Annotated in this window: 19 protein-coding genes; 18 read left to right on the top strand and 1 reads right to left on the bottom strand. The window is 72.2% G+C overall.

Features of this window, described 5'->3' with window-relative positions; genetic code table 11:
- Positions 1-150: 150 nt before the first annotated feature.
- The gene (locus tag ACWF9Z_RS27410) at positions 151-1113 is read right to left on the bottom strand and encodes a ScbA/BarX family gamma-butyrolactone biosynthesis protein (protein WP_453606141.1); all 963 of its coding nucleotides are present in this window, start codon (positions 1111-1113) and stop codon (positions 151-153) included.
- A gap of 167 nt (positions 1114-1280) precedes the next feature.
- On the opposite strand from ACWF9Z_RS27410, the gene ACWF9Z_RS27415 reads away from it, so the two are divergent.
- From ACWF9Z_RS27415 to aroA, 18 genes are all read left to right on the top strand, one after another.
- The gene (locus tag ACWF9Z_RS27415; protein WP_453606143.1) at positions 1281-2075 is read left to right on the top strand and encodes a ScbR family autoregulator-binding transcription factor; all 795 of its coding nucleotides are present in this window, start codon (positions 1281-1283) and stop codon (positions 2073-2075) included.
- Positions 2076-2399: 324 nt separating this feature from the next.
- Positions 2400-4016, top strand: a complete 1617-nt coding sequence (locus tag ACWF9Z_RS27420; RefSeq protein WP_453606144.1) for a class I adenylate-forming enzyme family protein — start codon at positions 2400-2402, stop codon at positions 4014-4016.
- The gene (locus tag ACWF9Z_RS27425) at positions 4013-4396 is read left to right on the top strand and encodes a hypothetical protein (RefSeq protein ID WP_356650341.1); all 384 of its coding nucleotides are present in this window, start codon (positions 4013-4015) and stop codon (positions 4394-4396) included. Before ACWF9Z_RS27420 ends, ACWF9Z_RS27425 begins: the two co-directional genes overlap by 4 nt.
- A 197-nt stretch (positions 4397-4593) precedes the next feature.
- The gene (locus ACWF9Z_RS27430; protein ID WP_356650340.1) at positions 4594-4872 is read left to right on the top strand and encodes a LysR family transcriptional regulator; all 279 of its coding nucleotides are present in this window, start codon (positions 4594-4596) and stop codon (positions 4870-4872) included.
- Positions 4873-5214: 342 nt separating this feature from the next.
- Positions 5215-6750, top strand: a complete 1536-nt coding sequence (locus tag ACWF9Z_RS27435; RefSeq protein WP_453606146.1) for a 4-hydroxyphenylacetate 3-hydroxylase family protein — start codon at positions 5215-5217, stop codon at positions 6748-6750.
- A gap of 80 nt (positions 6751-6830) precedes the next feature.
- The gene (locus ACWF9Z_RS27440) at positions 6831-7328 is read left to right on the top strand and encodes a flavin reductase family protein (RefSeq protein ID WP_356650338.1); all 498 of its coding nucleotides are present in this window, start codon (positions 6831-6833) and stop codon (positions 7326-7328) included.
- Position 7329: 1 nt separating this feature from the next.
- Positions 7330-8373: a hypothetical protein gene (locus ACWF9Z_RS27445; protein WP_453606149.1), complete on the top strand. Its 1044-nt coding sequence runs from the start codon at positions 7330-7332 to the stop codon at positions 8371-8373.
- A 168-nt stretch (positions 8374-8541) separates the two neighbouring features.
- A complete protein-coding gene (locus tag ACWF9Z_RS27450) occupies positions 8542-10086 on the top strand; it encodes an FAD/NAD(P)-binding protein (protein ID WP_453606150.1) in 1545 nt (514 codons plus the stop codon).
- A gap of 185 nt (positions 10087-10271) precedes the next feature.
- Positions 10272-11084, top strand: a complete 813-nt coding sequence (locus ACWF9Z_RS27455; protein ID WP_453606152.1) for a class II aldolase/adducin family protein — start codon at positions 10272-10274, stop codon at positions 11082-11084.
- An 80-nt stretch (positions 11085-11164) separates the two neighbouring features.
- Entirely contained in the window at positions 11165-11809 is a 645-nt protein-coding gene (locus ACWF9Z_RS27460) for an NAD(P)-dependent oxidoreductase (RefSeq protein ID WP_453606154.1), read from the top strand.
- Between the two features lie 40 nt (positions 11810-11849).
- On the top strand, positions 11850-13112 hold the full coding sequence (locus ACWF9Z_RS27465) for a multidrug effflux MFS transporter (protein ID WP_453606156.1): 1263 nt from the start codon (positions 11850-11852) through the stop codon (positions 13110-13112).
- A gap of 154 nt (positions 13113-13266) precedes the next feature.
- Entirely contained in the window at positions 13267-14661 is a 1395-nt protein-coding gene (locus ACWF9Z_RS27470; RefSeq protein ID WP_453606157.1) for a class II 3-deoxy-7-phosphoheptulonate synthase, read from the top strand.
- 48 nt (positions 14662-14709) lie between these two features.
- Positions 14710-15087, top strand: coding sequence for a chorismate mutase (gene aroH / locus ACWF9Z_RS27475; protein ID WP_356650331.1), 378 nt, complete (start codon positions 14710-14712; stop codon positions 15085-15087).
- Complete coding sequence (locus ACWF9Z_RS27480; RefSeq protein WP_453606223.1) at positions 15087-16211, top strand: prephenate dehydrogenase; 1125 nt, start codon at positions 15087-15089, stop codon at positions 16209-16211. Before aroH ends, ACWF9Z_RS27480 begins: the two co-directional genes overlap by 1 nt.
- 143 nt (positions 16212-16354) lie before the next feature.
- On the top strand, positions 16355-17539 hold the full coding sequence (aroC, locus tag ACWF9Z_RS27485) for a chorismate synthase (RefSeq protein WP_453606159.1): 1185 nt from the start codon (positions 16355-16357) through the stop codon (positions 17537-17539).
- A complete protein-coding gene (gene aroB, locus ACWF9Z_RS27490; RefSeq protein WP_453606161.1) occupies positions 17536-18690 on the top strand; it encodes a 3-dehydroquinate synthase in 1155 nt (384 codons plus the stop codon). The genes aroC and aroB overlap by 4 nt, the downstream gene beginning before the upstream one ends.
- Positions 18691-18949: 259 nt before the next feature.
- Complete coding sequence (tkt, locus tag ACWF9Z_RS27495) at positions 18950-21088, top strand: transketolase (RefSeq protein WP_453606162.1); 2139 nt, start codon at positions 18950-18952, stop codon at positions 21086-21088.
- Positions 21085-22368, top strand: coding sequence for a 3-phosphoshikimate 1-carboxyvinyltransferase (gene aroA / locus ACWF9Z_RS27500; protein ID WP_453606163.1), 1284 nt, complete (start codon positions 21085-21087; stop codon positions 22366-22368). The genes tkt and aroA overlap by 4 nt, the downstream gene beginning before the upstream one ends.
- The last annotated feature ends 22 nt before the right edge of the window (positions 22369-22390 follow it).

Below are 22390 nucleotides of genomic sequence, written 5' to 3' on the forward strand. Positions count from 1 at the left end.
GGAGTGGTTCTCCTCCGGTGTGTGGTGTGGACGGATCTGCGACGCCACAGGCTGGCATGCCGGTGCTCCGGCCGCCACTTCGCTCTCCGGGCGTCTCGCCTGCTGGATCGGCAGAACTGATTCCGCTTTTCTATGGAAAAGGAACGGAGATCAGGAGGAAACCGGAAGTCCCTCGAGTACGGCGAGGAAGACCCGGCGGCCCGACTGGTGCCCCGTGATCCGCAGGGAAATCGTGTCGCTCGGCGAAAGCGCCTCGCGCCGCGTCCTGCTGACGGCCTGTGCCTGGATCAGACAGGGCGCGTCGAACTCCGCGTAGCGCTCGAATCCGAGGCGCAGCGAGGTGGGGTACAGCCTTATGCCGTCCACGAACGCGTAGGCGGCCTGGTGGACGGCCTCCATCAGGACCATCCCCGGGACGTGGTCGTTGGGGCGCGCGAAGAGGGTCTTGTTGGTGATCGGCGCCCGCAGGGTCCAGCAGCTGGGGTCCTTCGTGGGGGCCAGCAGGACGTCGTCGGGGACGGTTCGCCCGACGAGGGCGGGGTGTACCGGGTCGGGTACCGAGTGGACCGGGCCGGCGTCCGCGTACGTGCCGCGCAGCCGGCGGTAGGCCGCGGGAGAGGTGCAGGTGAGGCTGCCGTCGCCGGTCGCGATGACGCGGCCGTCCCGGACGAGGACCATGTGGCAGGTCATCCCGGAGAGACGGGTGCCCCGGAGCCTCACCGCGGAGCAGGTGACGTCGATCCGGACCGGCGAGTGGTCGTCGGCGTCGAGGAGTCCGGGCTCGATCGTGTAGTTCAGGTCGGACATCAGGAAGTGGTATCCGAGCGGGACGCCGAATTCGGCGTGGGCGATGAGCATGCCTGCTTGACGGATGGTCTCCGCTATCAGGGTGGGGGGTTGTAAACCGTGCAGCGCGGTATGGAACGGATGCTTTTCCGGCCAGCGCAGCGTGACGGCGAAGCGATCCGTGCCCGTTTTCTCCCAGTCCGACAAGAACACGTCTGAGGTGGTCGGACGGTGTACGAGCCAACTGGGCACGGTCGGCGGCCCGGACTGTGGCATCCGGGCGGGCTGTCTATGGGTGGTCACACCTATGTCTGTACTGATTGTCATGGTTCCCCCCTCGGGACCTACTACCTTGCGCAGCCGGGCTGGTGAAGTCCCGGCCGCCGCAAGATACGTGCTGCCTGGTATAATTTGCAACGGCTGTTTTCAGTGACATGCTCGGTGCCTTCGTCAAGTGGGACCGTCGACCGCCACACATCAAGAAGGGAGCGAGCGTGACCCAGAAGGAGCAATCCCGACGAACCCGGCGACTCATCGTCGAGGCAGCAGGTGCCGTGTTCGCGGAGAAGGGCTTCAACGGGGCCACCATCGCTGACGTCTACCAGCGGCTCGGCCTGACCAAGGGCGCTTTCTACTACTACTTCAAGGGCAAGGAAGAACTCGCCCAGGCCGTGCTGGCCAGCCAGATCGACGAGGTCGGCTATCCGCTCGTGCCCCGGAGCACCCGGCTCCAGGAAATGATCGACTCGGGCATGCTCTTCGCCGCCCAGATCCACGGCGATCCCGTGGTGCAGGGCAGCCTGAGGCTCTCGCTGGAACGGGGCGCCCACCACCAGGACCGCCTGCGCCCGTACCGGGACTGGATCGAGCACAACCGCTTCGCGTTGAGCCAGGCCAAGGACTGCGGCGAGCTCCACGCGCACGTGGACGTGGACTCGGTCGCCGAGCTCTTCGTCGGCTCCTTCACCGGCATCCAGGTGCTGTCCGAGGTGCTCTCCGACTGGTCTGACCTGGAGGTGCGCACCTCGGTCCTGCTCAAGCACATCCTTCCGATCATCGCGCTGCCGGGCGTCCTGGCCCAGCTGGACATGGCCCCCGGCCGGGCCGAGCGGGTCCGGGCGGACTTCGATCGGATCCGCGCCGAGCAGGCCGAAGCGCAGGCCGAGGCGCAGGCCGAAACGCAGGCCGAGCCCACGAAGGCGGAGTCCAAGAAGGCCGAGCCGAAGAGGGCCGAGCCGAAGAAGGAAGCCCACGGCGCGACCCCGGATCAGGTGGCGGCCACGGCGTAGCCACCTGGCCCCCGGCCACGGCGTAGCCCGGGGCCACGGCAAGGCCACGTAGCCACGAAGCCCCGGGGGCGCCGGCCACCGAGCACCGGGCGCGCATGTCCCGACTGCCGGGCGTCAACGACGCCCGGCAGCGGCATGTGGGGGCTCTCCGGAGCCCGTACGGGCCGCAGGAGCCCCGCGCGAGGCCCGTACGAGTCCGACATGGCATGGCAGACATCGATATCAGAACTTCCGATGACGGTTGCCTACCTTCTTGCAGGTTTGTTTCCATGGGCGCGGCCCCGAGCCACAGACGAGGCTCTTGACCGACCACGGAGATCCCACATGATCAAGCTCGATGACATCCGCCGGCACGCGGCGGGCGGCGTGACACGTGATGCCTTGGTCGACGGCCAGGTGCGGCTGACCTGGGGCCAGTTCGCCGAGACCGTGGAGCGGACGGCGGCCGGACTCTCCGAGCACCTGCCCGCCGGGGACGGACCGGTCCGCGCGGTCTTCCTCGCGGGCAACAGCTGGCAGCTCGCCGCCGCGATGAGCGCCTGCGCCACGCTCGGGGTCTCCTGCACCGGGCTCGACCCGGACAGCGGCGCCGACGACCTGGGCCAGGTGCTCACCTGGCTGGAGCCGGCCGTCGTCTTCGTGACCTCGGACCACCGCGCCACCCTCGACCGGCTCGTCTGGCCGAGCGGCCCGCAGGCCCTGCACGTCCTCCTGGACGGGGTGTCGGCCCCCGGCGCGCAGGTGGCCCCCACCGCGCACCAGCCCCTGAACTTCGACCGCCTGACCTCGGCCGAACCGCTGCGCAGCCTGCCCGCCCCGCGGCCCTACGAGTCCTTCGCGGTCGGCTCGCGCGGCGACGGGCCCGCCCGGATCGCGGTGCGCCGTACCCCCAACGAGGGCCGCCACCTCGTCGACCTGGTCGACGAGTTCGGCCTCAACCGGGACGACGTCCACCTGGCCTCCGCCCCGCCGGCCCAGTCCACGGCGCTCGCCCTGACCCGCACGATGCTGGGCGTCGGCGCCACCGTGGTCCTCGCGGACGGCATCGGCCCGCAGGCCCTGAGCGCCCTGCTGGTCGACGAGCGCGTCACCTCCGGCGTGATCACCCCCTCCACCCTGCACGCGCTGCTCGCGCTGCCGGAGACCGCCGAGCCCTCGCCGCGCACCCGGCACCTGCGGTTCCTGCTCACCCCGGGTGCCCACCTGGGCCGCTGGACCGTCAACACGGCCTGGGAGCGCCTGGGTCCGGTGCTGCACACCGCGCTCGGCAGCGCGGAGACCGGGCTGAGCGCCGTCATGGGGCCCGAGGAGCTCCTCGTGTCGCCGCCGCGGTCGGGCCACACCACGCTCGGCACCACCGTCGCCGTCCTCGGTGAGGACGGGCGGCCGCTGGAGCAGGGCGAGACCGGGCGGCTCGCCTTCGCGGGCCACCAGGTCATGGACGGCTACCTGGACGGCGAGACGCACACGGCCGCCCTGGACCTCGGCGCCGGCGAGCAGAGCTTCCTGGTCACCGACGAGGCCGGGTACGTGGACGAGACCGGCCGCCTGGTGGTCACCGGACGGGTCACCGACGTGCCCGTGGTGGTCCGCGACTCGGCGGTGGACACCGAGCTGTTCCGGCTGGAGTCGGACCTGCTCAACCTGCCCTGCCTGCGCGACACCGCCGTCATGCGGGTCAGCAGCGCGGTCCTGGGCGACGCGATCGTGGTGCCGTTCATCGCGGTGGCCGTCGGCCGCGAGGCCACCGGCTACCAGGCGCTCGGCGCGGCCTGTGCCCGCCGGGTCCCCTCGCTGCCCGCGCACGTCATCGCGGTCGACACCATCCCGTACAGCCCGACCGGCCGCATCCGTACCGGGGACCTGCTCGACGCGGTGCTGCCCATCATCACTCTGAACCTGCAGCTTGAGCAGTCGATGCAACAGGAGATGTCCGCGTGAACCTGCCCTCCTACGACGACCAGCCCTACGACGACGTGCTGGTGGAGGACTTCGAGACGGCCTTCTACGCGCTCGAACTCGAACTCCTCGACCTGCCCTGCGTCCAGGACGTCGCCGTGATGCGCACCCGGCTGCCCGAGGTGGGCGAGACGCTGGTGGTGGCCTTCGTGCCGCTCCCCGAGGAGGAGCAGGAGGCGGGCGGCCGGCAGGCGGCGCTGGCCGCTTGTGAGCGGCGCCTGCCGTGGGTGCTCTCGCACGCGGTGGCCGTGGACGCGATCCCGCGGGCGGCCGACGGGTCCCCGCGCACCGGCCTGCTGATCGACCGGCTCCTTCCCCAGATAGCCCGGGACCTCCTCTCGCCGATGGAGATGTCCGACTAGTCCACTCCGCAAGACCCGCTGTCAACCACGAAGCAGCGGCTGACCCGTGGCCATGTCCTCTTTTGAGGGCATGGCCACAGGTATGTGCGCAGGATGTCGTACGAATGAACAGACGCACGACACCCCTCAGTTATACCTGCGGCGTGGTATGTTTCTTGTCTCCGAGGCGTGAAGCCTCGCAGAAGGGAGCCCCTGCCGTGCAGTTCCAGCAGCTACGCTCGTTCCGCGAAGTGGCCGCCGAGATGAGCTTCACTCGTGCCGCCCGGAACCTCCATTACTCGCAGCCCAGCGTCACCGCGCACATCAAGAACCTCGAGGAGTACATCGGGGCCCCGCTCTTCCATCGCGCCGGCGGCCGGGTGGAGCTCACCGAGGCGGGCACGCGACTGCTGCCGCACGCCGAGAAGATCATCCTGATCGCCGAAGCGGCGTGCATCGACGCGGCTTCCGCCGGCGGTACCCGTCCGGCCGCCTGACCGGCCGCCGAACGGTTTATCCAATTCCCTTTTCGTACGGCCCGGCCGTGCATCCGTATTCACCGGATGTACGGCCGGGCCGGCGTCATTTCAGGGCTTTGGGAATTCATCATTCCGCCGTGCGGGATTCGCGCGCGAACCCTGCACGACCAGGGGGCGGGCGATATCCGCATGCCTGCTGACAAAACGTCAACCATGTGACCAGGCCAAGAGTTGGCGTGAATGGGCAATTGTTCGTGCGCGGCCCCGCAAGAGCAGATCGGAACCCGAGCCTACGCTCGGATCAATCGAACTGTGCGCCCCGCAGTGGTCGCGTGTATTACCCCTGGAGAGGAACACAAAATGGGTCAGGTCCCGATAGTGGATCAGTCGGCCGAGGCTCCGTGCGACCTCATGACGGGCGACTCCTACCTGGAGAGCCTGCGTGACGGCCGTCAGGTCTTCGTGGACGGCGAGCTGGTCAAGGACGTGACGACGCACCCGGCGTTCGCCATGGCCGCGCGGTCGACGGCGCACCTGTACGACGCGCTCCACCACCCGGAGACCAAGGACCTGATGACGACGGTCGACCGGTACACGGGTTACCGCGTCCACCGCTTCTTCACCCCGGCCCACTCGCCCGAGGAGCTCCTCAAGGCCCGCGACGCCATCGAGCACTGGGCCCGCCTGAGCTACGGCTTCATGAACCGCACGCCGGACTACAAGGCGTCGTTCATGGCCGGCCTCGCCGTCACCCACGACTTCTACGAGCCCTTCGGCGACAACGCCCGCGCCTGGTACGAGAAGTACGCCCGCCAGGGCCTCTCGATCAGCCACGCGATCGTCAACCCGCCGGTCGACCGCAACAAGTCGGCGCACGAGATCCGCGACGTCTACCTCAAGGTCGTCGAGGAGCGCGAGGACGGCATCGTCGTCGAGGGCGCCAAGCTCATGGCCACCGCCTCGGCGCTGACCAACGTCGCCTTCGTCGGCCAGATCCACCTGGCCAACCTCGAGGCCGGCAAGGCCGACGACATGGCGCTGGCCTTCATGGCACCGCTGAACACCCCGGGCATGAAGGTCGTCTGCCGCACCTCCTACGAGGGCAAGGCCACCAGCCCGTTCGACAACCCGCTCTCCAGCCGGTTCGACGAGAACGACGCCGTCCTGGTCTTCGACAAGGCGTTCATCCCGTGGGAGAACGTCCTGATCTACCGGGACACCGAGAAGATCCACCAGTACTTCCCGCGCTCCGGCCTGCTCTCCCGCGGCTTCTTCCAGGGCGCGATCCGCATGTCGGTCAAGCTCGAGTTCATGGCGGGTGTCCTCGACCGCGGCACGCGCATCAACGGCACGGACGGCTTCCGCGGCGTCCAGGCCGGCCTCGGCGAGCTGCTGGCCTGGCGCCACCAGACCTGGGCCGTCACCAGCGCCATGGCCCTGGACCCGGAGGCCGGCCCGGCCGGCACCGTCCTGCCCCGCATGGACTACTCGGCCGGCTACCGGGCGCTCGCCCCGATCAGCTGGGAGCGCACGCACCGCTTCTTCGAGGAGCACCTCGCGGGCGCGCTGCTGATGACCCCCTCCAGCGGCAAGGACCTGCAGAACCCCGAACTGCGCCCGCTGCTCGACCGCTACTACCGCGGCACCGGCGCCACCGCCGAGGAGCGCACCAAGCTCTTCAAGCTGGCCTGGGACGCGATCGGCACCGAGTTCGGCGCCCGCCACGAGCTGTACGAGCTCAACTACGCCGGCGGTCCCGACCAGGTGCGCCTCGACACCCTGAACTGGTCCCGCGGCGCCGGCCTCCTCGACAACTACGGCGACCTGGTCCAGAAGGCCATGGACGACTACGACCTCGACGGCTGGACCCGCGGCCGCTGGGCCCAGGAGAACTGACCCGTCAGCCCCCGTACGGACGGGTGCGCGCGGCCGCCGCGCCGCCCGCACCCGTCCGCGCCCAGCAGAGAGGCCCGGCCTTGAACCACGACCTGCGCGATGTGATGCGTTCCTTCGCCACCGGGGTCTGCGTCGTCAGCACGTACTCCGACCAGGGCGGCGTGCGCACCCACAACGCGATCACCGTCAACTCGCTCACCTCCGTCTCCCTGGACCCCCCGCTGGTGTCGCTGAGCTTCCGCCACGACTCGGAGTTCTTCGCCGAGCTGCTGCGGACCGGCGTCGTCGGGATCTCGATCCTGGGCGCCGAGGGCGAGTCCACCGCCCGCGCGTTCGCGCGCCGCCGGCCCGAGCGCGACCAGGCGCTGACCGAGCTGCCCGGCGCCCCGGGCGAGGCCACCGGAACGCTGCTGTTCGACGCGGCGGCCTGGATGGAGTGCAGCCTGCGCGACCACATCGTCGCGGGTGACCACGTGATGGTCATCGGCGAAGTCGTCGCCATGGGTGCCCGCGAGACCCAGTCCCCCCTGATCTTCCTTCAGGGCGGCTTCCACAGATTCGAACTGGAACAGGTGTGACGTGCGCGCGAAGAAGTTGCTGAGCTGGCGGGCGCTCCTCGGAGCGGCCCTGGCGATATCCGCCCTGACGCTGATGATCTGGCCCAGCCTTCCGGCCCAGGCCACGGTGACCACACCGGAGGCCGCGGCCCGCACCTCGGGCGCGGTGACCGTCTGTCTGGTCACCGAGGACTCCCCGACCCGCGAGCGCACGGTCAAGGTCGCCGAGTGGGCCGCGGACGTCCTGCTCACGCAGACGCCCTCGTACGCCGGCCCGTGCGCCTCGTACGGCACCCCGAGCGCGCTGGGCAACGGCACGGTGCGCACCTACGCGCAGCTCAACGGCTCCAAGCCGCAGACCGTCGGGATCGTCTTCCCCAAGTCCATGCTGACCGGCCTGCCGACCAGCATGACCGACGGCCACCACTGCTACGACGTGAACGGTGACGGCACGGTCGACCAGCACACCGAGTGCGTCGGCGGCCACGAGCGTCCGCTGGACCTGCCCGCGCAGCTCACCTCGCTGCCCGGCATGCCGCTCAAGTGGGCCCTGGTGAACTACAACCCGATGGGTCACGGCCCCGAGCACATCTACGACACCCCGCACTTCGACTTCCACTTCTACACGCAGTCCAAGGCGGAGCGCGACGCGATCCGCAGCGGCCCCTGCGGCCTGGCCATCAACTGCGACGACTACGCGACGGCCACCAAGCCGGTCGCCCCGCAGTACATGCCCCAGGACTACAGGGACAACGGCGTCGCCGAGGCGGCGATGGGCAACCACCTGATCGACCTCAACTCGCCCGAGTGGAGCTCCGTCGCCTTCACCCAGACCTTCATCTACGGCGCCTACGACGCGAAGATCAGCTTCCTCGAGCCGATGATCACCAAGGCCTGGTTCGAAGGCATCGCCACCGGGGTCAACCCGAGCCGGTGCTGGCCCATCAAGCAGCCGCAGCAGTGGCAGCTCGGCGGCTGGTACCCCCAGGAGTACTGCATCGACTACCGCGCCAACCGCGGCGACTACACCGTCTCGATGAAGAACTTCAAGAACTCCGCCGCCTGAGTCGGCGCACCGTCCCATCGGCCGCCCGGCCCGCCCCCGCCGCACCGGGGGCGGCCGGCGGCCACCACCGAATCCCCGGAGTAGGCGAGGAAGGGCCCCGTGACCGCGGACAGCAAGGCCGGCGCACGACGACCCAGCGCCTTCCACGAATTGATAGGTGACTGACACATGTCCCGTGGATTCTCGATCGGTATCGTCGGAGGAGGCGCGGCTGCTGTCTGCTTGATCGACGCGTTGTCCCGGACACGGAGCGAACCAGGCAGCCTCACGGTCTTCGAACCGTCACCGCACCTGTGGCGCGGTCGTGCCTACCAGGTCGACACCGAGACCCTCAAGGTCAACGCGACCCCCGATGACATGTCCGTGCGTGCGGGCGACCTCCACCACTTCGAGAAGTGGCTGGAGACGCGGGACAAGGTCATAGGGGTCCGCACCGGCGTCGACCGCTGGTCCGGGAGCCGCTTCGCGCCCCGGACCGTCTACGGCGAGTACCTGGAGCAGACCGCGTACGCCGCGCTCGGCGAACTGCGCCGCCAGGGCTGGCGCGTCGACCTCGTCGGCGAAGGAGTCGCCTCCGCCAGCCGCGCCGCCAACCGGGTGCTGCTGCGCACCGGCAACGGCCGGGCCCGCGCCTTCGACTACGCCGTCCTGTGCGTCGGCGGGGACAGCCCCAAGGACGTCTACGGTCTGGGCGACACCCCCGGCTTCACCGGGGACCCGTACCCGATCGTCGACAAGCTGGCGGACGTCGGCGAGCAGGACCACGTCGCGATCATCGGCAGCGGCCTGACCGCCATCGACATCATCCTGTCCCTGGCCGCCCAGGGCCACCAGGGCAAGATCAGCCTCCTGTCCCGCCGCGGCGTCCTGCCCGGCGTACGGCAGAAGGCGGTCCCCTTCGAGCTGCGGCACTTCACTCCGCACCGGATGGAGGCACTGGCCGCGGACCACCCCGAGGTCAGCCTGGAGGACATCGCCACCATCATGCGGGCCGAGTTCCGCGACGTGGGCGCCGACCTCGACGCGGTCGTCTCGGAGATCATCCGGGTCGACCTGGAGGACCCGGTCGACCGGCTGCGCCGGCAGATCGAAGAGGTCGACTCCCCCCACATGGGCCTGCGGATCCTGCAGCGCGCCGTCCCGGAGACCGGCCCCGACGTCTGGCCGATGCTGCGGGAACAGGACAAGGTCCAGCTGCTGCGCGCCCACTACCGCACGATCATGAGCCTGTGCTGCCCCATGCCGCCCGGCAGTGCGGGAGTCCTCCTCGAGCTCGTCGAGGCGGGGAAGCTGGAGATCGTCGCCGGTCTGCAGAACATCACGCCGAACCCGGAGGCGGGCTTCGACGTCGTCACCGCCGAAGGCCACAACTTCACCGCCGACCGCGTCATCAGCGCGGTGAACGCCTCCGAGGGGCGCATCCCCACCAGCGCCGCCCCCCTGGTCACCTCGCTGATGCGCAACCGCGTCGCCAGCCGCCACCCCCACGGCGGCCTGCACATAGCGCGCCCGACCAGCCAGCTGACCACCAACGGCCGGCCGGACCCGCGCCTGTACGGGCTCGGGAACATCGCCGCCGGTTCGCTCTTCTTCACCTTCGGCATCCCCTCGCTGGTCGACCGCAGCCAGGACATCGTCAGCGCGGTCCTGCAGCACTCCGAGACCGTCACCGCCGCGAGCCGGGAGGCCGAGGAGGTCCTGCTCACGGTCTGAGCGGGTGCGCCCGCGACACCCGTGCCCGTACGCCGCCGCGCCCGCCCCGCCCGAACGCGCCGTACCCGCACCCGCCGTACCCGCACCCGCACGACCGCGCCCCGCACGACCGCGTCCGTACCCGACCGCCGTCCCGCCGCCCGTACCGCCACCGGAACACGATCCGGAGATGAGGACCCCCGAGCATGAGCGTCACCGAGACCGACCGGCCCGCCTACCTGGCGGACACCCACACCGGCCTGCCCATCCCCAGCGAGCCGGTCTTCGCCACCCACGAGGAGACCCGCCGCCACCGCAAGCAGCGGCTCGCCGCCGCGCTGCGGCTGTTCGGCAAGTACGGCTTCGGTGAAGGCATCTCGGGCCACATCTCGGTCCGCGACCCGGAACACGAGGACCGGTTCTGGGTGAACCCCTTCGGGGTCTCCTTCAACCTGGTCCGCGTATCCGACCTGATCTGCGTCGACTCCGGCGGCAACGTCGTGGAGGGCAAGCACCGGGTCAACCCCAGCGCCTTCGTCATCCACTCCGCGATCCACGAGATGCAGCCCGGTGCCACGGCCGCCGCCCACGGCCACACCGCGCACTCCCGCGCGCTCGGCGCCCTGGGCCGCGTGCTGGAGCCCATCGACCAGGAGTCGGCCGCCTTCTACAACCGACAGGTCCTCTACGAGGAGTACGAGGGCCCCTCGGTCTCCGCCGAACTGGGCCGCGACATCGCCGAGAAGCTCGGGGACAACCGCGCGATCCTGCTGCGCCACCACGGCCTGATCACCGTCGGCGGCTCGCTGGACGAAGCCGTCCACTGGTTCTTCACCTACGACAGCTGCGCCCAGGTGCAGCTGCTCGCGCTGGCGGCCGGCACGCCCAAGAGCTTCACCCACGAACAGGCCGTGGCCGCGGGGGACGGATTCGGCAACGAGCAGCTGGGCTGGTTCAGCTTCCAGCTGCTCTGGGACGAAATCGTCCGCGAGCAGCCCGACTTCCTCGAAGAGGACTAGCCGGAGAGCCCGGGTCGACGCCCCGAAGGACCGTACGTCACCCCGCGAAGTACCACCCGAAGAGAAGAGGCACACCCACCATGAAAATCCTGCTGTTCGGCGCCAGCGGCCATATCGGCAGCGCCATCGCCGGTGAACTGCTCGCCCGCGGCCACTCCGTCACCGGCGTCACCCGTACGGGCGACATCGCGGGCAACGGCCACGAAGGGCTGACCGTGGTCGCCGGAGACGCCACCAGCGCCGACACCGTCGCCGAACTGTCCGCGGGCTACGACGCGGTCGCCTCGGCCGTCGGCCCCAAGCTCGGCGTGGACGACGACCACAAGATCATCGTGGGTGCGGCCCACGCGCTCATCGAGGGTCTGACCCGCAGCGGCGTACGCCGTGTCGTGGTCCTCGGCGGCGCCGGCAGCCTCGAGGTCGCCCCGGGCGTCAAGGTCATCGACAACCCGAACTTCCCGGCCGTCTGGAAGCAGAACGCGCTCGCCCAGAGCGAGGCCCTCGGCCTCTACCGCCAGGCCGACGCCCTGGACTGGACGTTCATCTCCCCGGCCGCCCAGATCGAGCCCGGCGAGCGCACCGGCGCCTACCGGGTCGGCGGCGAGCAGCTGCTCGTCGACGCCGAGGGCAAGAGCCGCATCAGCATCGAGGACTACGCCGTCGCCTTCGCCGACGTGCTCGAGCGCGGCGACGCCGTCCGGTCCCGCATCACCGTCGCCTACTGATCCGCCACCGATCCGCTTTCCCCCGGAGGGGATCCCAGTCATGACCTCATCCGCGACACCGAAGGGCGCCGGGCTCGCCCGTTTCGCCATCATCCTCGGCGCGCTCACCGCTCTCGGCCCGCTCTCCAACGACGCCTACCTGCCGGGCCTCCCGCAGATCGCCGAGGACCTCTCGACGAGCGCCTCGGCCGCGCAGCTCAGCCTCACCGCGTGCCTCCTCGGCCTCGGCATCGGCCAGCTCATCGCCGGCCCGGTCAGCGACGCGCTCGGCCGCCGCCGTCCGCTCATCGCCGGCCTCGCGCTGTTCGCCGTCACCGCGCTGCTGTGCGCCGTGGCCCCCAACATCTGGACCCTCGTCGGGCTGCGCGCCCTCCAGGGTCTCGGCGGTGCCACCGGCATCGTCATCGCCTCCGCGATCGTCCGCGACCGGCACACCGGACCCGCGGCGGCCCGGTTCTTCGCCATGCTGATGCTGATCACCGGCATCGCGCCGATCCTGGCCCCCGTCCTCGGCGGGCAGCTGATGCTGCTCACCTCCTGGAAGGGCATCTTCGTCGCGCTCTCCGTCATCGGCGCCGCGATGCTCCTCGGCGTCGCGGGCGGCCTGCCGGAGACGCACCCCGCCGAACGGCGCGTGCGCGGCGGCCTCAAGGCCACCGGCCCGGTCTTCCGCCGGCTGCTCACCGACCGGGTGTTCGTCGGCTACAACCTGGCCTGCGGCTTCGCCTTCGCCGCGATGTTCGCGTACATCTCGGGCTCGACCTTCGTGCTCCAGTCCATCCACGGGATGTCCCCGCAGGGCTTCAGCGCCGTCTTCGCGGTCAACGCCCTCGGCCTGGTCGTCGCCGCCCAGGTCAGCGGCCGCATCGTGCACAAGACCGGCCCGCGCGCCCTGCTCGCGACCGGCCTGACCGTCTCCGCGGTCGGCGGCCTCGCGCTGCTGGCCGTCGTCCTCACCGATGCCGGACTGGCCCCGCTGCTCGTCGCGCTCTTCCTGGTCGTCTCCAGCGTCGGCCTCGTCCTGCCGAACTCCTTCGCGCTGGCCCTCCAGGACCACGGTGACGTGGCCGGTTCGGCCGCCGCGCTGCTGGGCCTGTCCCAGCACCTGATCGGCGCGGCCGTGGTCCCGCTCGTCGGCCTCGCCGGCGAGGACAGCGCCGTGCCGATGGGCATCGTCATCGCCATCCTCGGCGTCGGCGGACTGCTCTTCTTCAGCCTCACCAAGGGCCACCAGGCCGCAGGCCCGGAGTCCGAGGCGCAGGCCCCCGCGGCCGAGCCCGTGGCGGTACCCGAGCCGGTCTGATCCGGTCCGGGACAGGCTCCGTCGACGGACTGCCTGCCGGGGGACCGCACGGCCGCACGGTCGTCCGGCCCCCCGGCGCCCCGGGCCGCCATCCGGGCGGCGACAGGCCCACACCTCTTCCCTTTCCATCGAAACCGATCGAGGCCCAGCCACCATGACCCTCGCCACTCACGCCACGGCCGCCGACTCCTGGAAGCTGCTGCCCGCCGCCCAGCAGCCGACCTACCCCGACCCCGTCGCCCTGCGCTCCGCGCTCGACGACCTGGCCTCCTACCCGCCCCTCGTCTTCGCCGGGGAGTGCGACCGCCTGCGCGAGCGGCTCGCCGACGTCGCCCGCGGCGAGGCCTTCGTCCTCCAGGGCGGGGACTGCGCGGAGACCTTCGACGCGGTCAGCTCCGACCAGGTCCGCGACAAGGTCCGCACCCTGCTCCAGATGGCCGCCGTCCTCACCTACGCCAGCTCCGTGCCCGTGGTGAAGATCGGCCGGATCGCCGGGCAGTACTCCAAGCCCCGCTCCAAGCCCACCGAGGTCCGCGACGGCGTCGAACTGCCCGTCTACCGCGGTGACTCGGTCAACGGCCTCGCCTTCACCCCCGAGTCCCGCACCCCCGACCCCGAGCGGCTCAAGCGGATGTACCACTCCTCCGCCGCCACCCTGAACCTCGTCCGGGCCTTCACCACCGGCGGTTACGCCGACCTGCGCCAGGTCCACGAGTGGAACCGGGACTTCGTCGCCGCCTCCCCGGTCGGAGAGCGCTACGAGCGCCTCGCCGGCGACATCGACGACGCCCTCACCTTCCTCGCGGCCTGCGGCGCCGACCCGGCCGCGGTCCACTCCTCCGAGATCTTCGCGAGCCACGAGGCACTGCTGCTGGACTACGAGTCCGCCCTCACCCGCCGCGACGCCCGTACCGGCGAGCTGTACGACGTCTCCGGACACATGATCTGGATCGGCGAGCGCACCCGTCAACTGGACGGCGCCCACGTCGAGTTCGCCTCCAAGGTACGCAACCCCATCGGCGTCAAGCTCGGCCCCACGACTTCCGCCGACGAGGCCCTCGCCCTCATCGACAAGCTCGACCCCGACCGCGAGCCCGGCCGCCTCACCTTCATCAGCCGCATGGGCGCCCGCAACGTACGCGAGATCCTGCCCGAGCTCGTCGCCAAGGTCACCGCCGAGGGCGCCCGCCCCGCGTGGATCTGCGACCCGATGCACGGCAACACCTTCGAGGCCCCCAGCGGCCACAAGACCCGCCACTTCGACGACGTGCTCGACGAGGTCACCGGCTTCTTCGAGGTCCACCACGCGCTCGGCACCCACCCCGGCGGCATCCACATCGAGCTGACCGGCGACGACGTCACCGAGTGCGTGGGCGGCGGCGCCGAGGTCCGGCTCGCCGACCTCGGGCGTCGCTACGAGTCCGCGTGCGACCCCCGGCTGAACCGCAAGCAGTCGCTCGACCTGGCCTTCCAGGTCGCCCAGCTGTACCGGGACCGCGCGGGAACGGCTGCCGCGGCCCGCCGCGAAGCCGTCGCCGCCGCGGCCTGAGCCCGCGCGACCGAACGACGTACCGTCCTCAGCCCAAGGGAGAAGACCATGTCCGTGCGTGCCATGCGCGGTGCCATCCAGCTGGAAGTCGACGAGCGGGCCCACCTGCTGGACGGGGTCCGGGCGCTGTTCCAGGAGATGCTCGCCGCCAACGGGCTCGACCAGGACGACCTGGTCAGCCTGTTCTTCACGGCGACCCCGGACCTGGTCAGCGAGTTCCCGGCGGTGGCCGCCCGCGAACTGGGCGTCACCGACGTGCCGATGATGTGCGCGCAGGAACTGGACATCGCCGGGTCCCTGCCCCGCGTGGTGCGGATCCTCGCGTACGCCGAGACGGAACTGTCGAAGCGCGAGATCAAGCACGTCTACCTGGGCGGCGCCGCGGCACTGCGGCGCGACCTCGCGGTCGCCGGAGAACGCAGATGATCCGCTCCGCCGCCGTGGTGGGGACGGGGCTCATCGGAACCTCGATCGCCCTGGCCCTGTCCCGGCGGGGAGTGGCCGTCCACCTGATCGACGAGAACGACTCGGCGGCCCGCACCGCGGCCTCCCTCGGCGCCGGCATCGTCGGCGCCCCGAAGAACACCGTGGACCTGGCCGTACTGGCCGTCCCGCCGGCCCAGGTCGGCGCGGTGCTCGCCGCCCAGCAGAAGCTCGGCCTCGCCCACTCGTACACCGACGTCGCCAGCGTCAAGACCGAGCCGGAGATCGGGGTCCTCGCCGCCGGCGCCGACCCCGTCACCTTCATCGGCGGCCACCCCATGGCCGGCCGCGAGCGCTCCGGCCCGCTGGCCGCCTGCGCCACCCTCTTCGAGGGCCGTTCCTGGGTCCTCACCCCCACGGCCGACACCGGCCGGGAAGCGCTCAACATGGCGCTGATGATGGTCTCGCTGTGCGGAGCGGTGCCCGTGGTGATGGACAGCGACGTGCACGACCGGGCCGTGGCCCGCGTCTCGCACACCCCGCACGTCGTCGCCTCGCTGATGGCCGCCCGCCTCCAGCACCTCCCGGAGGACGCCTGCCGCCTCGCCGGCCAGGGACTGCGCGACGTGACCCGGATCGCCGGGGGAGACCCCCGGCTGTGGAGCGACATCCTGGAGTCCAACGCCACCGCGGTCGCGGACGTGCTGACCGAACTCGCCGAGGACCTCCAGGTCACCGTGGCCGCCCTGCGGGGCCTCGCCACCGACGACGCCGACGAACGGGCCCAGGGCACCACGCTCCTGGCCGACCTGCTGGGCCGCGGCATCACCGGCCGCGACCGCATCCCCGGCAAGCACGGGCACCCGGTACCCGCCTGCGCGCCGGTCCGGGTCCTGATCGGGGACCAGCCCGGCGAACTCGCCCGGCTCCTCGCGAGCGCCGCCGAACTCGACGTGAACATCGAGGACATGACCATCGACCACTCGCCCGGCGGCGAGAGCGGCCTGGTCGAGCTGATGGTGGCCCGCGGCACCGCGGGAAACATGGCGCAGCGCCTGGTGACCGCCGGATGGCGGGTCCAGCGCATGGGGCCGATCGAGGCCCCGCCGGTCGTGGTCGGCGTCTGACGCCCGCGCCGGTTTCCGGCTCCTGCTCCGGCTTCGGCTCCTGCGCCGTCCGCCCGTGGCCCCGGGGCCGCCGTCTCCACCGCAGTACCCGTACGAAGACCGACCCATCCAAGCGGCGCACACCGCCCGACAGAGGATCACCCTTGAGTACTTTGCGATGGCTCACCGCGGGCGAATCGCACGGCCCCGCCCTCACCGCCGTCCTGGAAGGCCTGCCCGCCGGAGTGGAGATCTCCACCAAGGCGGTCGCCGACTCCCTGGCCCGCCGCCGCCTCGGCCACGGCCGGGGCGCCCGGATGGCCTTCGAGCGGGACGAGGTGACCTTCCTCGGCGGCGTCCGCCACGGCCTCACCCAGGGCGGTCCGGTCGCGGTCCAGGTGGGCAACACCGAATGGCCCAAGTGGCAGACGGTGATGGCCGCCGACGGAGTCGACGAGGAGCTGCTGGCCGCCCAGGCGCGCAACGCCCCGCTCTCCCGGCCCCGCCCGGGCCACGCCGACCTCGCGGGCATGCAGAAGTACGGCTTCGACGACGCCCGGCCGGTGCTGGAGCGGGCCAGCGCCCGCGAGACCGCCGCCCGCGTCGCCCTCGGCGAGGTCGCCCGCGCCTTCCTGCGCCAGGCGTACGGGGTCACCGTCGTCAGCCACGTGGTCTCCCTCGGCGCGGCCGCCGCCCCCGAGGGCGTGGTGCCCGGCCCCGAGGACACCGAGCGCGTGGACGCCGACCCGGTGCGCTGCCTCGACCCGCGGGCCTCCGCCGCCATGGTCGCCGAGGTGGACCGGGCCCACCGGGACGGCGACACCCTCGGCGGGGTCGTCGAGGTCCTCGCCTACGGACTGCCGCCGGGCCTGGGCAGCTACGTCCACGGCGACCGCCGCATCGACTCCCGGCTCGCCGCCGCCCTGATGGGCATCCAGGCCATCAAGGGCGTGGAGTTCGGCGAAGGCTTCGCCCTCGCCCGCGTCCCCGGCTCCCTCGCCCACGACGAGATCGAGCGGGGCCCGGACGGGATCCGCCGCCGCACCGCCCGCTCCGGCGGGGTCGAGGGCGGCATGACCACCGGCGAGCCGCTGCGGGTCCGCGCCGCCATGAAGCCCATCGCCACCGTGCCGCGCGCGCTGGCCACCGTGGACGTCGCGACCGGCGAGCCGGCCGTCGCCCACCACCAGCGCTCGGACGTCTGCGCGGTGCCCGCGGCGGCCGTCGTCGCCGAGGCCATGACGGCGCTGGTCCTCGCCCACGCCGCGCTGGAGAAGTTCGGCGGGGACTCGGTCGCCGAGACCGCCCGCAACCACCGGGGCTACCTGGACCACTTGGCCGTCCGATGAGCACCCCGACCCTGACGGGGACCACCCCGCCCCTGACGGGCAGCGCCCCGGCGGGCAGCGCCCGGACCCCGGCCGGGGCCGTCCCCGCCCCGACGGGCAGCACCCGGATCCAGGTCGGCGGCGAGCGCCCGTACGAGGCCGTCGTGGGCCGGGCCCTGACCGGCGAGACCGGCCGCGTGCTCGGCGCCGAACCGCTGCGGGTGGCCGTCGTCCACTCCCGCACCCTGCTGACCACGGCCCGCCGGATCGCCCGGGAGCTCACCGACGAGGGACGCATCGTCGTCTCCCTCGAGGTGCCCGAGGGGGAAGCCGCCAAGGACATGACCGTCGTGGTCAACCTGTGGCGGGCGCTCGCCGACGCCGGGTTCACCCGTTCCGACGCCCTCGTGGCCGTCGGCGGCGGGGCCACCACCGACCTCGCCGGATTCGCCGCCGCCGGCTGGCTGCGCGGCGTACGGCTGGTGCTCGTGCCGACCACCCTCCTCGGCATGGTCGACGCCGCCATCGGCGGGAAGACCGCCGTCAACCTGCCCCAGGGCAAGAACCTCGTCGGCGCCTTCCACCCGCCCGCCGGGGTCCTGTGCGACCTGGACCTGCTGGACGCCCTGCCTCCCGCCGACTACGTCAGCGGCCTCGCCGAGGTGATCAAGGCGGGCTTCATCGCCGACCCGGAGATCCTGCGCCTGGTCGAGGAGGACCCGGCCGGCGCCGTGCACACCCGCGAGCTCGTGGAGCGGGCCGTCCGCGTCAAGGCGGAGGTCGTCACCGAGGACTTCCGGGAGGACGGCCGCCGCGAGCACCTCAACTACGGGCACACCCTCGGCCACGCCATCGAGCGCGTCAGCGGCTACCGCGTCCGCCACGGCCACGCGGTGGCCGCCGGCATGGTGTTCGCCGCCGAACTCGCCCACCTCGCCGGCCGGCTGTCCGCCGCCGACGCCGAGCGCCACCGCACCCTCCTCGCCGCCGCCGGGCTGCCCACCACGCACACCGGCGCCTGGGCCCCGTTGCGCGAGGCGATGGGCATCGACAAGAAGACCCGGGGCAACCGGCTGCGCCTGGTCGTCCTCGACGCCGTGGCCCGGCCCGGCCTGCTCACCGGCCCGGACGAGGACCTCCTCGAGGCGGCCTACCAGCGGATCGCCCGGTGAGCCGGCCCGCGCCGGGCTCCTGCGCGGCCTTCGCCGCCGCCTTCGCCCTCGCCTTCGAAGCACCCGCGAGCGCCTTCGCACCGACGGCCGTCCTCGCGTCGGCCCCCGCGCCCGCTTCCGCGCCCGCACCCGCACCCGCTTCAGCGCACGCGTACGCGCGCACGTACGCGCCCGCATACGGACGCGCATACGAGCCCACGTACACGCCCGCACACCCGCCCGCATACGCGCCCGCATACGCCGAACAGAGAGGCCCGTCATGACCGTCGCCCCCGCCCCGCAGGCGCCCGCCCTGCTCTGGGAGGACGCCGACCGCCGGGCCGTCGAGGTCGCCCGCGCCCTGACCGTGGACGCCGTCGAGGCGGCCGGCCACGGCCACCCCGGCACCGCCATGAGCCTCGCGCCCGCCGCGTACCTGCTCTTCCAGCAGCTCCTGCGGCACGACCCCGAGGATCCGGCCTGGGCCGGCCGCGACCGCTTCGTACTCTCGTGCGGCCACGCCAGCCTGACCCTCTACACCCAGCTCTACCTGTCCGGCTACGGGCTCACCCTCGACGACCTCAAGGGCCTGCGCACCGAGGGCAGTCTGACCCCCGCCCACCCCGAGTACGGGCACACCCCGGGCGTGGAGACCACCACCGGCCCCCTCGGCCAGGGCTTCGCCAACGCCGTGGGCATGGCCATGGCCGCCCGCCGCGAACGCGGCCTGTTCGACCCGGAGGCCGCCCCCGGCACCTCACCCTTCGACCACACCATCTGGGCCATCGCCTCCGAGGGCGACCTGGAGGAGGGCGTCGCGCACGAGGCCAGCTCGCTCGCCGGCCACCAGCGCCTGGGCAACCTCGTGGTCCTCTACGACGAGAACCGCATCTCCATCGAGGACGACCGGCAGATCGCGCACTCCGAGGACACCCTCGCCCGCTACCGGTCCTACGGCTGGCACGTCCAGGAGGTCGACTGGACCGCCGGCGGCGGGGACCGGGGGTACCACGAGGACATCGAGGCCCTGCACCGGGCGCTCACCACCGCCCGCGACACCACCGACCGGCCCTCCCTCGTCTCGCTGCGCACGATCATCGGCTGGCCCGCGCCCCGCAAGCGCAACACCGGGGGCATCCACGGAGCCGCCCTCGGCGCGGAGGAGGCCGCCGGAGCCAAGGCCGCGATGGGCCTGGACCCCTCGCTCTCCTTCCAGGTCCCCGCCGACGTCCTGGCCCACGCCCGCCGGGTGGCGGACCGCGGCCGCGAGGCGCACCGCCAGTGGGACAAGACCCTCGCCGACTGGCGCGCCGTCAACCCCGGGCGCTCGGAGCTCTTCGACCGCCTGAGCGCGGGAGCGCTGCCCGAGGGCTGGCAGGAGCACCTGCCGGTGTTCCCCGCCTCCGGCCAGATGGCCACGCGCAAGGCGTCCGGAGAGGTGCTGAACGCGCTCGCCGCCGTACTGCCCGAACTGTGGGGCGGATCCGCCGACCTCGCCGAGTCCAACCTCACCACCATGAAGGGCGAACCGTCCTTCATCCCCGAGGAGCTGGCCACCGAGGCCTACTCCGGCCACCAGTACGGCCGGACCCTGCACTTCGGCATCCGCGAGCACGCCATGGGCGCCGTCCTCAACGGCATCGCCCTGCACGGCGGGACCCGCCCCTACGGCGGCACCTTCCTGGTGTTCTCCGACTACATGCGCCCCGCCGTCCGCCTCGCGGCCATGATGAAGCTGCCGGTCACCTATGTGTGGACGCACGACTCCATCGGCCTCGGCGAGGACGGTCCCACCCACCAGCCGGTCGAACACCTCTGGTCGCTGCGCGCCATCCCCGGCCTGGACGTGGTCCGGCCCGCCGACGCCAACGAGACCGTCGTCGCCTGGCGCACCATCCTGGAGAACGGCGACCGCCCGGCCGGCCTGTGCCTGTCCCGGCAGAACCTGCCCGTCCTGGAACGCACCGAGGACAGCGGACTGTCACCCGCCGAGGGCGCCGCGCGCGGCGGCTACGTCCTGGCCGAGGCCGACGGCGGTCTTCCCCAGGCCATCCTCATCGCCACCGGCAGCGAGGTGCCCATCGCGCTCGACGCCCGCCGCATCCTGCAGGCCGAGGGGCTCGCCACCCGGGTCGTGTCCATGCCGTGCCTGGAGTGGTTCCACGCGCAGGAGGAGGCGTACCGCGAGGCGGTGCTGCCGTCCGAGGTGGCCGCCCGCGTGTCCGTGGAGGCGGGCTCCAGCCTCGGCTGGTACGCCCTGGTCGGCGCGGCCGGCACCTCGCTGGGCGTCGACTCCTTCGGCGCGTCCGCCCCGTACCAGTCCCTCTACGAACTGCACGGCCTGACGGCGCCCAAGGTCGCCGCGGCCGCCCGCGCCAGCTTCGAGCGCGCGCAGCGCAAGAGCGGCGCGGGGCGATGAGCACCGCGACCGTGCTCGACGCCCGCATCCCCGGATCCAAGAGCATCACCAACCGGGCGCTGCTGCTCGCGGCCGCCTCCCCCGGGCGCAGCCGTCTCGCCGCGCCGCTGGTCAGCGACGACACCCTGGCCTTCCGGGCCGCGCTGACCGACCTGGGCACGGGGGTGCGCGACATCGGGGACGGCGGGTCCGGGTCCGGAGACGGCTCCGGCGACGGCTCCGGTGAGGTGTGGCAGGTCACCGGCAGCGGCGTCGGCCCGGCCGGCCGCGGCCGGGTGTGGTGCGCGGACGCCGGCACCGCCGCGCGCTTCCTGCCGCCTTTCGTGGCCGTCGGGCACGGCGAGACCGTCTTCGACGGCTCCGCGCAGCTGCGGGCCCGCCCGCTGAGGCCGCTGCTGGACGCGCTCGCCGGCCTCGGCGCGCGGGTGAGGGGGACGGGCCTGCCCTTCACCCTCACCGCGGACGGGCTGGCGGGCGGCCGCATCGAGCTGGACTCCGGGCTCAGCAGCCAGTACCTCTCCGGGCTGCTGATGGCCGCGCCGCTGATGGGCGGACCGCTCACCGTGGACGTGCCGCGCCTGGTCAGCCGCCCCTACGTCGACATGACGCTCGCCCTGATGCGGCAGTTCGGCGCGCGCGTCGAGGAGGAGGGCGGCGCGATCACGGTCCATCCGGGCGGGTACGCGGCCACCGACCTGACGATCGAACCCGATGCCTCGACCGCCTCGTACTTCTTCGCGGCGGCGGCCGTCACGGGCCGCACCGTACGGGTCCGCGGCCTCGGCACCGCCAGCCTGCAGGGGGACACCGCGTTCGTGGACGTCCTGCGGCTCGCGGGGGCGCGGGTGCGCAGGACCGGGGAGTGGACCGAGGTCACGGGCACGGGCGGGGACGGCGCTCCGCTGCGCGGCGGGTTCACCGTCGACATGGGCGACATCTCGGACACCTTCATGACGATGGCCGCGATCGCCCCGCTCGCCGACGCCCCCGTCACCATCACGGGCATCGCCCACGCCCGCCTGAAGGAGTCCGACCGGATCGCGGCGGTCGCGGGGAACCTGCGGGCGCTGGGCATCCGCGTCGAGGAGGGCCCGGACCGGATCACCGTCCACCCGGGCACGACGGGCCCGGCGACGATCGCCTGCCACCGGGACCACCGCATCGCGATGTCCTTCTCGGTGCTGGGCCTGCGGGTGCCGGGCATCACGCTGGACGACCCGGCGTGCGTGGCGAAGACGTTCCCGGGGTTCCACGGGGAGCTGGGGCGGCTGTTCGGCTGACCGCCTGTGCGTTGACCCGCCG

The sequence above is a fragment of the Streptomyces sp. NPDC054961 genome (assembly GCF_053609145.1).

What these genes read in the sequence shown, in the direction of transcription:
- aroH (WP_356650331.1), top strand. Translation starts at nt 14,710, where the DNA reads ATGTCCGTGCGTGCCATGCGCGGTGCCATCCAGCTGGAAGTCGACGAG.
- ACWF9Z_RS27435 (WP_453606146.1), top strand. Translation starts at nt 5,215, where the DNA reads ATGGGTCAGGTCCCGATAGTGGATCAGTCGGCCGAGGCTCCGTGCGAC.
- ACWF9Z_RS27410 (WP_453606141.1), bottom strand. Translation starts at nt 1,113, where the DNA reads ATGACAATCAGTACAGACATAGGTGTGACCACCCATAGACAGCCCGCC.
- ACWF9Z_RS27450 (WP_453606150.1), top strand. Translation starts at nt 8,542, where the DNA reads ATGTCCCGTGGATTCTCGATCGGTATCGTCGGAGGAGGCGCGGCTGCT.
- ACWF9Z_RS27420 (WP_453606144.1), top strand. Translation starts at nt 2,400, where the DNA reads ATGATCAAGCTCGATGACATCCGCCGGCACGCGGCGGGCGGCGTGACA.
- ACWF9Z_RS27470 (WP_453606157.1), top strand. Translation starts at nt 13,267, where the DNA reads ATGACCCTCGCCACTCACGCCACGGCCGCCGACTCCTGGAAGCTGCTG.
- ACWF9Z_RS27460 (WP_453606154.1), top strand. Translation starts at nt 11,165, where the DNA reads ATGAAAATCCTGCTGTTCGGCGCCAGCGGCCATATCGGCAGCGCCATC.
- aroB (WP_453606161.1), top strand. Translation starts at nt 17,536, where the DNA reads ATGAGCACCCCGACCCTGACGGGGACCACCCCGCCCCTGACGGGCAGC.
- ACWF9Z_RS27455 (WP_453606152.1), top strand. Translation starts at nt 10,272, where the DNA reads ATGAGCGTCACCGAGACCGACCGGCCCGCCTACCTGGCGGACACCCAC.
- aroA (WP_453606163.1), top strand. Translation starts at nt 21,085, where the DNA reads ATGAGCACCGCGACCGTGCTCGACGCCCGCATCCCCGGATCCAAGAGC.
- ACWF9Z_RS27465 (WP_453606156.1), top strand. Translation starts at nt 11,850, where the DNA reads ATGACCTCATCCGCGACACCGAAGGGCGCCGGGCTCGCCCGTTTCGCC.
- tkt (WP_453606162.1), top strand. Translation starts at nt 18,950, where the DNA reads ATGACCGTCGCCCCCGCCCCGCAGGCGCCCGCCCTGCTCTGGGAGGAC.